Genomic DNA, 12,378 nt, shown 5'->3' with positions numbered 1-12,378 from the left:
CGCGGCCAGCCTTGAGATGGCGCCGCGGCGGGGTTCATCCTCCACTTCAGGGAAACCGGTAAATTGATTGGGAATCCGGCGGCTTAGCCGCTTTTTCTCAATCCCAGCCTTGTGTTTTGCCGCCTGATCCGGTTTGACTGCGCCAGCCCGAACCGAATCTCGAAGGCCTCGCCCATGCGTCTGTCGCGGTTTTTCCTGCCCATTCTGAAAGAAAATCCGAAGGAAGCCGAGATCGTCTCGCACCGGTTGATGCTGCGCGCCGGCATGCTGCGGCAGGAGGCGGCCGGGATCTATGCCTGGCTGCCGCTGGGCTTCAAGGTGCTGAAGAAGATCGAGCAGATCGTGCGCGAGGAGCAGAACCGCGCCGGCGCGCTGGAACTGCTGATGCCGACATTGCAACTCGCCGATCTCTGGCGCGAGAGCGGCCGCTACGATGCCTACGGTCCGGAGATGCTGCGCATCAGCGACCGCCACAAGCGTGAGTTGTTGTACGGGCCGACCAACGAGGAAATGATCACGGAGATCTTCCGTGCCTATGTGAAGTCCTACCGTAACCTGCCGCTCAATCTCTATCATATCCAATGGAAATTCCGCGACGAGCAGCGTCCCCGCTTCGGCGTGATGCGCGGCCGCGAATTCCTGATGAAGGACGCCTATTCGTTCGACCTCGACGAAGCCGGCGCGCGGCGCGCCTACAACAAGATGTTCGTCGCCTATCTGCGCACCTTCGCGCGGATGGGCCTGAAGGGCATCCCGATGCGCGCCGAGACCGGTCCGATCGGGGGCGATCTCAGCCATGAGTTCATCGTGCTCGCGGAGACCGGTGAATCCGGCGTCTACTGCGACCGCAATGTGCTCGACCTGCCGATCCCTCCGGCCTCCGTCGATTATGACGGCGACCTGACGCCGATCATCAAGCAATGGACGTCGCTCTATGCGGCGACCGAGGACGTCCATGACGCCGCCCGCTTCGAAGCCGAGGTGCCGGCTGAGCGGCGGGTCCATACCCGCGGCATCGAGGTCGGCCAGATCTTCTATTTCGGCACCAAATATTCCGAGCCGATGAAGGCGCTGGTCGCGGGCCCCGACGGGGCGGAGGTGGCCATCCACGGCGGCTCCTATGGAGTCGGCGTGTCACGGCTGGCTGGTGCGATCATCGAGGCCTGCCACGACGACGCCGGCATCAGATGGCCGGAGGAGGTCGCTCCGTTCCGCGCCGTGATCCTCAACCTGAAGCAGGGCGGCTCCGACACAGATGCTGCCTGCGAGCAGCTCTATCGCGATCTCCTCGCCAAGGGGGTCGACGTGCTCTACGACGACACCGAGCAGCGTGCCGGCGGCAAGTTTGCCACGGCCGACCTCATCGGCATCCCCTGGCAGATCATGGTCGGCCCCAAGGGCCTTGCCGAGGGCAAGGTCGAGGTGAAGACCCGCAGCGACGGCGCCCGCCAGATGATGTCCCCCGCGGACGTCGTGGCACGGCTCGGCGGCGGAACATTGGCTGGCTGAGACGCGCGTTCGATCATCGGATTATCCACCGGGGCTGCCCGTCCCTTCAGGCCAATCCGGCCACATTCGGCCCGAATCATGGGATGATCGCACAATGGATGACGCCATGACCGAACCGGTGCAGACCACCACCCCCTTCGCTCCCTTCGAGTGGATGCTGTCGGGGCGCTATCTGCGTGCGCGCCGCCGGGAGGGGTTCATCTCCGTCATCGCCGGGTTCTCCTTCCTCGGCATCATGCTCGGCGTCGCCACCCTGATCATCGTGATGGCGGTGATGAATGGCTTCCGCAAGGAGCTGCTCGACAAGATCCTCGGTCTGAACGGGCATCTGCTGGTGCAGCCGCTGGAGTCGCCGCTCACCGACTGGAAGGACGTCTCCGAGCGGATCGCGCAGGTGCAGGGCATCCGCCTTGCCGCGCCGGTGGTTGACGGACAGGGTCTGGGCTCGTCGCCATTCAATGCGTCAGGCGTGTTCATCCGCGGCATTCGCGCGCAGGACCTCACGAACCTGACGTCGATCGCCAAGAACATCAAGCAGGGCTCGCTGGAAGGTTTCGACGAGGGGCAGGGCGTGGCGATCGGGCGCCGGCTCGCGGACCAGCTGTCGCTGCATGCCGGCGACAGCATCACCCTGGTCGCCCCAAAGGGCGCCGTGACGCCGATGGGCACCACGCCGCGCATCAAGCCCTACAAGATCGCGGCGGTGTTCGAGATCGGGATGTCGGAATACGACGCCAGCTTCGTCTTCATGCCGCTGGCCGAAGCGCAGGCCTATTTCAATCGCAACAACGACGTCACCGCGATCGAGATCTTCACCAGCAATCCCGACAAGGTGGAGGAGTTTCGCAAGACGGTGACCGAGGCGGCCGGCCGACCCATCTTTCTCGTCGACTGGCGCCAGCGCAACTCGACCTTCTTCAATGCGCTGCAGGTCGAGCGTAACGTGATGTTCCTGATCCTGACCTTGATCGTCCTGGTCGCGGCGCTCAACATCGTTTCGGGACTGATCATGCTGGTCAAGGACAAGGGCCAGGACATCGCCGTGCTGCGCACCATGGGGGCTTCGCAGGGGGCGATCATGCGGATATTCCTGATTACCGGCGCCTCGATCGGGGTGGTCGGCACGCTCACCGGATTCGTCGTCGGCCTCCTGATCTCGATGAATATCGATTCGATCAGGAAGTTTCTGTCCTGGCTGACGAGCACCGATCTGTTTCCCAATGAGCTCTATTTCCTGTCGAAGCTGCCGGCTGAGATCGATGCCGGCGAGACCGCGGCCGTTCTGATCATGGCCTTGACCCTGTCTTTCCTGGCTACGCTCTATCCATCATGGCGCGCGGCCCGATTAGACCCGGTCGAAGCGCTTCGCTACGAGTGAGGCGCTGATGGAAGAGCAGGGGGCAGAGGATGTGCCGGTCGTTTATCTCCACGAGATCAAGCGGCGGTACATGCAGGGCGAGCAGCAGCTGACCATCCTGGACGGCGCCAAGCTGGCGCTGTGGGCGGGGCAGTCGGTGGCGCTGGTGGCGCCGTCGGGCTCGGGCAAGTCGACATTGCTGCACATCGCGGGCCTCCTCGAGAGCCCCGACGAGGGCGAGGTCTATGTCGGGGGCGTGCCGACGTCGCAGCTCACCGACATCGAGCGCACCCAGATGCGCAGGACCGATATCGGTTTCGTCTACCAGTCGCACCGGCTGCTGCCGGAGTTCACGGCGCTGGAGAACGTGATGCTGCCGCAGATGATCCGCGGCCTCAAGCGGTCGGAGACCGTGAAGCGGGCGACCGAGATCCTGGCCTATCTCGGGCTCGGCGAGCGCATCAAGCATCGTCCGGCCGAGCTCTCCGGCGGCGAGCAGCAACGCGTCGCGATCGCGCGTGCGGTCGCCAATGCGCCGCGTGCGCTGCTGGCGGACGAGCCGACCGGCAATCTCGATCCTGGCACCGCCGATCACGTCTTTCACGCGCTGATGCAGCTCGTGAAGGCAACGCGGGTCGCGATGCTGATCGCGACCCACAACATGGAGCTGGCGGGCCGCATGGACCGGCGCGTCTCCATCGTCGGCGGCAAGGTCGTCGAGCTCGACTGAGTCCGGCCGCAGTCAGGGCCTGATCACCGTCATCTTGAACGGCTCGCGATGGGCGGCGGCATGGGCGACCGCGTCGTTGGCATGATCGAGGTCGAAACAGGTCGGCTCGAACTGCGCAAGGTCGAGCAGCCCGGCCCTGATCAGCTCCACCATCCTGACCGTCGCGCTTGGCGGGTACATCCAGACGCCGTGGATCGTGACGCACTCGCGCATGATCCAGGGATAGGGCAGCTCGAGCCCGGCTCCGCCCAGCATCCCGACGCCGCCCATCAGCACCACGCGCCCATAGGGACGCACGGTCATCACGGCCGACCGCACGACCTGGGCGGTGACCGACGGCGGCATGATGTCGAGCACGCAGTCGATCGGGCGCGGCGCCGCGCGCTTCATGCGTGCGATGTCCTCGCCCTCGTCGCCCGAGAGCCTGACCGGATGGACGCGGGATCCGAACCGGCGCTTCAGCTCCGCCAGCATGACCTCGTTGCGGCCGGGCGCCACGACCGCAGCGGCGCCCATGGCAAGCGCCACCGCGACCGCGGCGCTGCCGAACCTGCCGGTGGCGCCGCTGACCAGGACGGTCTCGCCCGCGTGCAGATTGGCGGCAATAAAGCCGCCATAGGGCACGAGCAGGGTGCCGAGCGCGCACCAGCGCGCAGCGTCATCAGTGTCGATGGCCCCGATCGGCTTGGCGTTCTCCGTCGGCACGCGCATCCGTTCGGCAAACGAGCCGTGCCGGAAATATTGTTGCAGCCTCAGCCCGCCCGGTCCGCGCGCGCTCAAGCCCTGCAGGGTGATGTCGGGGGCGAAGGCTGCGTCACGCGAGCGCACGGTTGGATCGCAGAACACCCAGTCGCCGATGGCGAGATGCGTCGCGTCGGGGCCGAGGGCGCTGACCCGGCCGACCCCTCCGGTGCCGGGGATCACCGGAAGGTCCAGCAGGTACTTCCGTTCGCCGCTGAACACTTCATTCGCGTAGGACAGCACGCCGGCCGCGGCGATGTCGACGATGATTTCGCCGGTGCCGAGCACGGGGTCTTCGACATGCTCGATCTCGAGCGGCGATCCAAATCGTTTGAGCACGGCGGCCTTCATGGTCCTTCTCCATTTTCGCGGTGGCGAGGCTCCAGCCTGCCGGTCTATGCTCCGCGCAGGAAGGCCTGGTATTATCCTGGGATTAGGCAAGCCCACGCTGGCCACACCTCCCGCGGGAGCGAACCATGAGGGATCCAGCACATGAGTGATCCGCGACATGCCGAGCTCGGCAACTTCCTGCGCTCGCGGCGCGAGAAGCTGACGCCGCAAGCGGTCGGACTCGCGGCCGGGCGGCGGCGACGCACCGCAGGGCTGCGACGGGAGGAAGTGGCCGAGCTCGCTGGCATCGGCGTCGACTGGTACATCCGAATCGAGCAGGGCCGGGCCGTGAAGCCGTCCTCCTCGACCATCGATGCGCTGGCGCGCGCCCTGCGCCTGAGCCGAACCGAGCATGCTCATCTCAAGGCGCTGGTGCGCGATCCTGCGCGCAAGCCGTTCGTGCGCGAGCAGGTGCCGGTCCGGCTGCGCGAGCTCGTGCAGAGTCTGAACCAGCCGGCCTACATCTCAGGACGACGATGGGATGTGCTGGCCTGGAATGCCGCGGCGGACGAGATCTTCGGCTTCTCGCAACTCGCCGACGATGAGCGCAACACGTTGGTGCTGATGCTGTGCAAGCCCGGCGTGCGCCGGCTGTTCGGCTCGCAATGGAAGGAGCTGGCGCAACGCATGGTCGCGCAGTTTCGCGCGACCTACGATCTGTGGGCGGGCGATCCCGCTTTCGTCGATCTGATCGAGCGGCTTCGGCGCGGCAGCCGCGAGTTCGACGGCCTGTGGGCGGCGCACGACGTCAATGCGCTTGCTGCCGGCGAGAAGCTGCTCGAGCATCCGAAGAAGGGCCGCGTGAGGCTGCGATACGCGACCTTCCAGTCCAATGACGATCCCGCGCTGAAGTTGGCGATCTACTACACGTGATGACGATGCCGCTCGGGACGAGCGTGCGTTCAGCATGGGCCGGGAAGCACCACACATTCGTCCGCTTTGCGCATGATGATGCTACGCATTCGCAAGACCCGTCGCTGCCCTGAAGAATTCACGACTGAGACGTGACAGGGTTCGTTCCGTGACCGGGAGTTTCCCGATCACGATTTTGCCGTCGCTCGTATTGTGGCCATGGATGGACGCCGGCCACGACTCCTCCTTACATCTTATTAGTTGTTTGTTCATGTTGCGGGCAAAGCCTTGGAAAACAGGCCTTTGCGCCCAATCCCATAAAAGCCGGAAAGAATGGTTCTGATCTGCACATCGGTTGATGTCGGCGGAGCGAATGCGGGTGCAGGATCGCTTCGTCGCGCTGCATGTTTTTCGCACGAAACCAGAGGGCCTGGGGACTTTGGGACAGAAGCTACGGAGTTCGATGATGAAGACGCTTTTCGGCGCAACGGTGGGGCTCGGCGCAATCGCCGCGGCGACGTCTGCATTCGCAGCTGATCTTCCAATGAAGAAGGGGCCGTACACCAAGGCGCCGCCCGCCGTCGTGGCGACGGTGTATGACTGGAGCGGCTTCTATGTCGGCTTCAACGCTGGCGGAGGTTCCAGTCGGGATTGCTGGAATCTGGTTTCGAACGCCGGTGTGGCGGTGAACCCGGCAGCCAACCGCGAGGGCTGCTCCGGCGGCGGCGGCGCGGCCGTCGGCGGCCAAGTCGGCTACCGCTATCAGATGGCCAATTGGGTGTTCGGCGTCGAGGCGCAGGGCGACTGGGCGAATTTCAAAGGCACGAATCGCAACCTGATTCTTCCCAATGTCAGCGACCGTTCACGCACCAACGGCTTCGGCCTGTTCACCGGCCAGGTCGGCTATGCCTTCGACAACATTCTCGGCTATATCAAGGGCGGTGCCGCGGTCGTCGGCGATCGCTACGACACCTTCACCACGGGCACCAACGTGATGCTCGATCGCGCCAACACCACGCGTTGGGGTGGCACGATCGGTGCCGGCCTCGAATATGGCTTCGCGCCGAACTGGTCGGTCGGCGTCGAGTACGACCACATCTTCCTGGGTAACAAGAACCTGAACTTCGTCGCCGCGGCCGGCGCGCCCGCGATGACTCATCGCATCAAGCAGGATGTCGACATCGGGCTCGTGAAGCTGAACTACAAGTTCGGTCCGGGTTTCGGGATGATGCGCTGACGCAACGACATCTTCGATTGCTTCGGTTCGTCGGAGCCACGGCTTCGACGAACCTTCGATGGTATGGCCTGAGACGATAGCTCGCTGCGTCGAAGGTGGGGACGGGTCAGTCCTCTTCGAACACGAATGGGTTGGGGAACGGCGCGTAGGGATTTGGCGCCGGCGGACGCGGCTTGATCCGTTGCCTGTGCGGATACGGATAGGGCGTCGCGCGCGGGTCATTGCTGACGCCGGCGAAATAGGGATTCGCGATGCAGTTCAGCAGGCGTCCCGACGCCGTCGCCTGGCATTGCGCGTAAGTGTCGAAGGTACAGTGGCTCAAGCCCGGAAACTCATCACCCTGCAGACAGAACGCATGCCTGACACCGACGGCGTGAGCCGGCGCATGGGTTGCGACCACGAGGCCGGCTGCAGCCAGGGCCGCAAATAAAACCTCACGCATCAACGATCTCCCTTCATTCCTTGATGACCAGAACGCGCGTGCTTCATGGCGAAGCACCGGCGCGACGGCCCTCACGCGTGTGTAGTCGGTCGGCCCTCGATTGCAAGCTGGAAAGTTCCATCAACACACTGTGATTAAAGATTAATTTCCCAACATGTCTCGTGGCCTTTCAGCAGCGAGCTGTGACCGAGCGGCTACAGCAATTGTGGCGCAGATCGTTAAGAGATGCGGCTGGCCTGGGGGCCAAATGAGACGAGACTGGACCTGTGATGAAGAAACTTCTGTTGACGACGACGGCGCTCGTGGTGCTGGCCTCGCCGGCGCTTGCCGCGGATCTCGCTGCGCGTCCCTACACGAAGGCACCGCCGCCGGTGATGGCTGCGATCTATGACTGGAGCGGCTTCTACATCGGCGTGAACGGTGGCGGCGGCTGGAGCGAGAACACCTGGGATCTGGTCGGCGGCGGCCGCGAGGGTTCGCATGATGCATCCGGCGGCACCGTCGGTGGCCAGGTCGGCTATCGCTGGCAGATGGGCCAGATCGTGTTCGGCGTCGAGGCGCAGGGCAATTGGGCCGACCTCACCGGCGACAATCAGAGCGCGCTGTTCGGAACGCGTAACCGCACCAAGACCGATGCGTTCGGCCTGTTCACCGGCCAGGTCGGCTATGCCATCAACAACGTGCTGCTCTACGCCAAGGGCGGCGCGGCCGTGACCAGCAACAAGTACACGATCACCAACGCGGCGACCGGCGCGTTCCTCGCCTCCAACGACGACACGCGCTGGGGCGGCGTGGTCGGTGCCGGACTCGAATACGGCTTCGCGCCGAACTGGTCGCTGGGCGTCGAGTACGACCATCTGTTCATGGATCGCCAGACCGTCAGCTTCGGCGCGCTCGGCTCCGACAGCATCAAGCAGGACGTCGATCTGTTCACCGCCCGCCTGAACTACCGCTTCGGCGGCCCGGTCGCGACGCGGTACTGAGTCGCTCCGCGCACGATCGGCGGATTGCAAAGCCCCGGCGTTCGCGCCGGGGCTTCTTGTTTGTGGGCCGGATTAACCATCTGCGGCGCGGGCGCGGCAACGGGTCGATCAGCGCGCTTGACCTGAGAACAGAAAAGGAACATTGTTCTTCATATGTTCTGACTCAGGGAGGTCCCGATGCTGAAGGTTTTCGTTCAAGAAGCCGCCGCGCTGGCGTCGATCACGCTGTTCGTCGGCATGATCGCGCTCTGGGCGCAAATCATTCCACAGCTTTAGTTTTCCGAGCGCAGCGGCTGGGGACAAGGCAGGCGAGGGCGCCGGACTCGCCGGAGGGCGTCCGATATGATGCGGAGCGAGTCGGTCGGGAGATAGGGCATGGCGCCGGGTCGTGACCCGAGCAAGCCCGGAAGCCGGCCCGACACCGTGATCGATCTCGGAAAAGCCCCAGGAAGTTGCAAAGCGAGCATGTCCAGCGCCGGATTTGTCCATCTCCACGTTCACTCCGCCTATTCGCTGCTGAAGGGCTCGATCAAGATCGGCAAGCTCGGCGAACTCGCCAAGGCCGATCGCCAGCCCGCGCTGGCGCTGACCGACACAGACAACATGTTCGGTGCGCTTGAATTCTCCGACAAGATGGCGAGCTATGGCATCCAGCCGATCGCCGGCTGCGAGCTCGCCATCGATTTCGGCGACATGGACCCGAATGCCCGCAATGCCGGTGCGGTCGCGCAGCCCTCGCGAATCGTCCTGCTAGCCGCACGCGAGGAGGGCTACCGCCACCTGATGCGGCTGAACTCGCGCGCCTTCCTGGACACGCCGACGCATCAGGCGCCGCACATCAAGTTCGAGTGGCTGAACGAGGGTGTCGATGGTCTGATTGCGCTCACCGGCGGGCCCGATGGGCCGATCTCGCTCGCGATCCAGCACGACATGGCGGCACTTGCGACGCAGCGCTGCGAGCGGCTGGCAAGCCTGTTCGGCGACCGCCTCTACATCGAGCTGCAGCGCCACGGGGTCGACCGCGAGCGCCGCGTCGAAGGCGGCCTGATCGATATCGCCTATGGCAAGGGCCTGCCGCTGGTCGCGACCAACGAGCCGTATTTCGCGACCGCCGACGACTACGAGGCGCATGATGCGCTGCTGTGCATCGCCGGCGGCCATCTGATCGCCGACACCGAGCGCATGCAGCTGACGCCGGATCACCGCTTCAAGACTCGTGCCGAGATGGCGGTGCTGTTCGCCGACCTTCCGGAGGCCTTGGCCTCGACGGTCGAGATCGCAGAGCGCTGTTCGTACCGGCCGCGGACGCGCAAGCCGATCCTGCCGTTTTTCACGGTCGGCGCCGGCACCGGCAGCGATGCCGTGGACGCCGCGAGCGCCGAGGCCGCCGAGCTGAAGCGACAGGCGGAGGAGGGGTTGGAGCGGCGCCTCAAGGTGCACGGCATGGCGCCGGGCATGACCGAGGAGGACTATCAGAAGCGGCTCGCCTTCGAGCTCGACGTCATCATGCGCATGAAGTACGCGGGCTACTTCCTGATCGTGTCGGACTTCATCAAATGGGCCAAGGCGCACGGCATTCCGGTCGGGCCGGGTCGCGGCTCCGGCGCAGGCTCGCTGGTCGCCTGGGTGCTGACCATCACCGATCTCGACCCGATGCGGTTCGCGCTGCTGTTCGAGCGCTTCCTCAATCCCGAGCGCGTGTCGATGCCGGACTTCGACATCGACTTCTGCCAGGACCGCCGCGGCGAGGTGATCTCCTACGTGCAGCAGCGCTACGGCCGCGACCAGGTGGCGCAGATCATCACCTTCGGCACCCTGCAGGCGCGCGGCGTGCTGCGCGACGTCGGCCGCGTGCTGCAGATGCCCTACGGCCAGGTCGACAAGCTGACCAAGCTGGTGCCGCAGAACCCGGCCGCGCCGGTGACGCTCGCCGCCGCGATCGAGGGCGAGCCGAAGCTGCAGGCGTTCCGCGACGAGGATCCGGTGGTGGCCCGCGCCTTCGATATCGCGATGCGCCTCGAAGGCCTGACGCGACACGCCTCGACCCACGCTGCCGGCATCGTCATCGGCGACCGGCCGCTGAGCGAGCTGGTGCCGATGTATCGCGATCCGAAATCGGACATGCCGGTCACCCAGTTCAACATGAAGTGGGTCGAGCCCGCCGGCCTCGTCAAGTTCGACTTCCTCGGCCTGAAGACGCTGACCGTGCTCGACGTCGCCGTGAAGCTTCTGAAGCAGCGCGACGTCCACGTCGATCTCGCGACTCTGCCGATCGACGACGCGCCGAGCTATCAGATGCTGGCGCGGGGCGACGTGGTCGGCGTGTTCCAGGTTGAAAGCCAGGGCATGCGGCGGGCGCTGATCGACATGCGCCCGGACCGCTTCGAGGACATCATCGCGCTGGTGGCGCTGTATCGTCCCGGTCCGATGGCCAACATCCCGACCTACTGCGCCCGCAAGCACGGCGAGGAGGAGCCGGAATATCTGCACCCGATCCTGGAGCCGATCCTGAAGGAGACCTTCGGCGTCATCATCTACCAGGAGCAGGTGATGCAGGTCGCGCAGCAGATGTCCGGCTATTCGCTCGGCGAAGCCGACCTCCTGCGCCGCGCCATGGGCAAGAAGATCCGCGCCGAGATGGACAAGCAGCGCGTCCGCTTCGTCGAGGGCGCCACCCAGAACGGCGTGCCGAAGGACCAGGCGGACACGATCTTCGACCTGCTCGCCAAGTTCGCCGACTACGGCTTCAACAAGTCGCACGCGGCCGCCTACGCGCTGGTGTCCTACCACACCGCCTACATGAAGGCGCATTATCCGGTGGAGTTCATCGCGGCGTCGATGACGCTCGATCTCAACAACACCGACAAGCTCTCGGAATTTCGTACCGAGGCGCAGCGCCTGGGCATCAAGGTCGAGCCGCCGTCGATCAATCGCTCGGGCCCGACCTTCGAGGTCAGCGGCAACACCATCTTCTACGCGTTGGCGGCCCTAAAGGGCGTCGGTCCGCAGGCGATCGAGATGATCGTGGAGGCCCGCAACAAGGGCGGGCCGTTCACCTCGCTCGCCGACTTCGCCTCCCGCGTCAATCCGCGCGCGATCAACAAGCGCATCATCGAGACGCTGGCTGCGGCCGGTGCGTTCGACGTGCTCGACAAGAACCGCGCGCGCGTGTTCGCCGGCGCCGACGCCATCGTCGCCGCCTGCCAGCGCGCGCACGAGGCCGCGACCTCGGGCCAGAACGACATGTTCGGCAACGCCGCCGACGCGCCCGCGATCATCCTGCCCAACATCGAGAACTGGCTGCCGGCCGAGCGTCTGCGGCGCGAATATGATGCGATCGGCTTCTTCCTGTCGGGCCATCCGCTCGACGACTACGCCGCGGCGCTGAAGCGCCTGCGCGTCCAGAGCTGGGCCGAGTTCTCGCGCGCGGTGAAGACCGGCGCGACCGCGGGCAAGGTCGCCGCCACCGTGGTGTCGCGCATGGAGCGGCGCACCAAGACCGGCAACAAGATGGGCATCATGGGCCTGTCGGATCCGACAGGCCATTTCGAGGCGGTGCTGTTCTCCGAAGGCCTTGCACAATATCGCGACGTGCTCGAGCCGGGCGCGGCGGTGCTGCTGCAACTCGGCGCCGAGCTGCAGGGCGAGGATGTGCGCGCGCGCGTGCTCCATGCCGAGCCGCTCGATGATGCCGCCGCCAAGACGCAGCGTGGCCTGCGCATCTTCCTGCGCGACACCAAGCCGCTCGACTCCATCGTCAAGCGCCTGCAGGGGCCGGAAGGTGTCGCGGCCAATGGCAACGGGGCGATCGCCAAGAGTGCCGCGCCGCCGTCGGCGCCCCGCACCGCCGCAGGCGAAGGCGAGGTGTCGCTGGTCATGATGCTGGACCTCGAAACCGAGGTGGAGATGAAGCTGCCGGGGCGCTTCAAGGTTTCGCCACAAATCGCAGGTGCCATCAAGGCGGTGACCGGCGTGGTCGACGTGCAGCAGCTATAATCGGGGCGATCGTTCCGCTGGAACGGCTGCGTTCGGCGATCTTGCTGGTCGAACAGGGGGACGAGGAACAAAAAAGCTGCGCGTGGGCTGTACGGACATGCCTCCGTTCAACCGCGGTTCAGCCATTCTCCCGCTGAATCC

Annotated in this window: 9 protein-coding genes; 7 read left to right on the top strand and 2 right to left on the bottom strand. The window is 65.2% G+C overall.

Features of this window, described 5'->3' with window-relative positions; translation table 11 throughout:
• The first annotated feature begins 174 nt into the window (after window positions 1-174).
• The 3 genes from proS to QX126_RS07535 all read left to right on the top strand — a co-directional run bounded on the left by proS (window position 175) and on the right by QX126_RS07535 (window position 3,596).
• Window positions 175-1,509, top strand: coding sequence for a proline--tRNA ligase (proS, locus tag QX126_RS07545; protein WP_315738247.1), 1,335 nt, complete (start codon window positions 175-177; stop codon window positions 1,507-1,509).
• A 94-nt stretch (window positions 1,510-1,603) separates the two neighbouring features.
• Window positions 1,604-2,887, top strand: coding sequence for a lipoprotein-releasing ABC transporter permease subunit (locus QX126_RS07540; RefSeq protein WP_315711581.1), 1,284 nt, complete (start codon window positions 1,604-1,606; stop codon window positions 2,885-2,887).
• A 7-nt stretch (window positions 2,888-2,894) separates the two neighbouring features.
• Window positions 2,895-3,596, top strand: coding sequence for an ABC transporter ATP-binding protein (locus tag QX126_RS07535; protein ID WP_315738246.1), 702 nt, complete (start codon window positions 2,895-2,897; stop codon window positions 3,594-3,596).
• A 12-nt stretch (window positions 3,597-3,608) separates the two neighbouring features.
• Here QX126_RS07535 and QX126_RS07530 read toward each other — a convergent pair whose 3' ends face one another.
• On the bottom strand, window positions 3,609-4,688 hold the full coding sequence (locus QX126_RS07530; RefSeq protein WP_315780223.1) for a zinc-binding alcohol dehydrogenase family protein: 1,080 nt from the start codon (window positions 4,686-4,688) through the stop codon (window positions 3,609-3,611).
• 141 nt (window positions 4,689-4,829) lie between these two features.
• Here QX126_RS07530 and QX126_RS07525 point away from each other — a divergent pair, with 141 nt between their 5' ends.
• Entirely contained in the window at window positions 4,830-5,600 is a 771-nt protein-coding gene (locus tag QX126_RS07525; protein ID WP_315780221.1) for a helix-turn-helix transcriptional regulator, read from the top strand.
• Window positions 5,601-6,042: 442 nt separating this feature from the next.
• Window positions 6,043-6,816, top strand: a complete 774-nt coding sequence (locus QX126_RS07520; RefSeq protein ID WP_315711586.1) for an outer membrane protein — start codon at window positions 6,043-6,045, stop codon at window positions 6,814-6,816.
• Window positions 6,817-6,922: 106 nt separating this feature from the next.
• Here the strand turns inward: QX126_RS07520 and QX126_RS07515 are convergent, their stop codons facing one another.
• Entirely contained in the window at window positions 6,923-7,258 is a 336-nt protein-coding gene (locus tag QX126_RS07515; protein WP_315738242.1) for a DUF3551 domain-containing protein, read from the bottom strand.
• Window positions 7,259-7,527: 269 nt separating this feature from the next.
• Here QX126_RS07515 and QX126_RS07510 point away from each other — a divergent pair, with 269 nt between their 5' ends.
• On the top strand, window positions 7,528-8,241 hold the full coding sequence (locus QX126_RS07510; RefSeq protein WP_315770845.1) for an outer membrane protein: 714 nt from the start codon (window positions 7,528-7,530) through the stop codon (window positions 8,239-8,241).
• A gap of 465 nt (window positions 8,242-8,706) precedes the next feature.
• The gene (dnaE, locus tag QX126_RS07505) at window positions 8,707-12,237 is read left to right on the top strand and encodes a DNA polymerase III subunit alpha (RefSeq protein WP_315780219.1); all 3,531 of its coding nucleotides are present in this window, start codon (window positions 8,707-8,709) and stop codon (window positions 12,235-12,237) included.
• Window positions 12,238-12,378: the final 141 nt, after the last annotated feature.

It is taken from the genome of Bradyrhizobium sp. SZCCHNPS1003 (assembly GCF_032381555.1).
Classification (GTDB): Bacteria; Pseudomonadota; Alphaproteobacteria; order Rhizobiales; family Xanthobacteraceae; genus Bradyrhizobium.
This window is presented reverse-complemented; position numbering and strand designations above follow the sequence as displayed.

What these genes read in the sequence shown, in the direction of transcription:
- proS (WP_315738247.1), top strand. Translation starts at nt 175, where the DNA reads ATGCGTCTGTCGCGGTTTTTCCTGCCCATTCTGAAAGAAAATCCGAAG.
- QX126_RS07540 (WP_315711581.1), top strand. Translation starts at nt 1,604, where the DNA reads ATGGATGACGCCATGACCGAACCGGTGCAGACCACCACCCCCTTCGCT.
- QX126_RS07535 (WP_315738246.1), top strand. Translation starts at nt 2,895, where the DNA reads ATGGAAGAGCAGGGGGCAGAGGATGTGCCGGTCGTTTATCTCCACGAG.
- QX126_RS07530 (WP_315780223.1), bottom strand. Translation starts at nt 4,688, where the DNA reads ATGAAGGCCGCCGTGCTCAAACGATTTGGATCGCCGCTCGAGATCGAG.
- QX126_RS07525 (WP_315780221.1), top strand. Translation starts at nt 4,830, where the DNA reads ATGAGTGATCCGCGACATGCCGAGCTCGGCAACTTCCTGCGCTCGCGG.
- QX126_RS07520 (WP_315711586.1), top strand. Translation starts at nt 6,043, where the DNA reads ATGATGAAGACGCTTTTCGGCGCAACGGTGGGGCTCGGCGCAATCGCC.
- QX126_RS07515 (WP_315738242.1), bottom strand. Translation starts at nt 7,258, where the DNA reads ATGCGTGAGGTTTTATTTGCGGCCCTGGCTGCAGCCGGCCTCGTGGTC.
- QX126_RS07510 (WP_315770845.1), top strand. Translation starts at nt 7,528, where the DNA reads ATGAAGAAACTTCTGTTGACGACGACGGCGCTCGTGGTGCTGGCCTCG.
- dnaE (WP_315780219.1), top strand. Translation starts at nt 8,707, where the DNA reads ATGTCCAGCGCCGGATTTGTCCATCTCCACGTTCACTCCGCCTATTCG.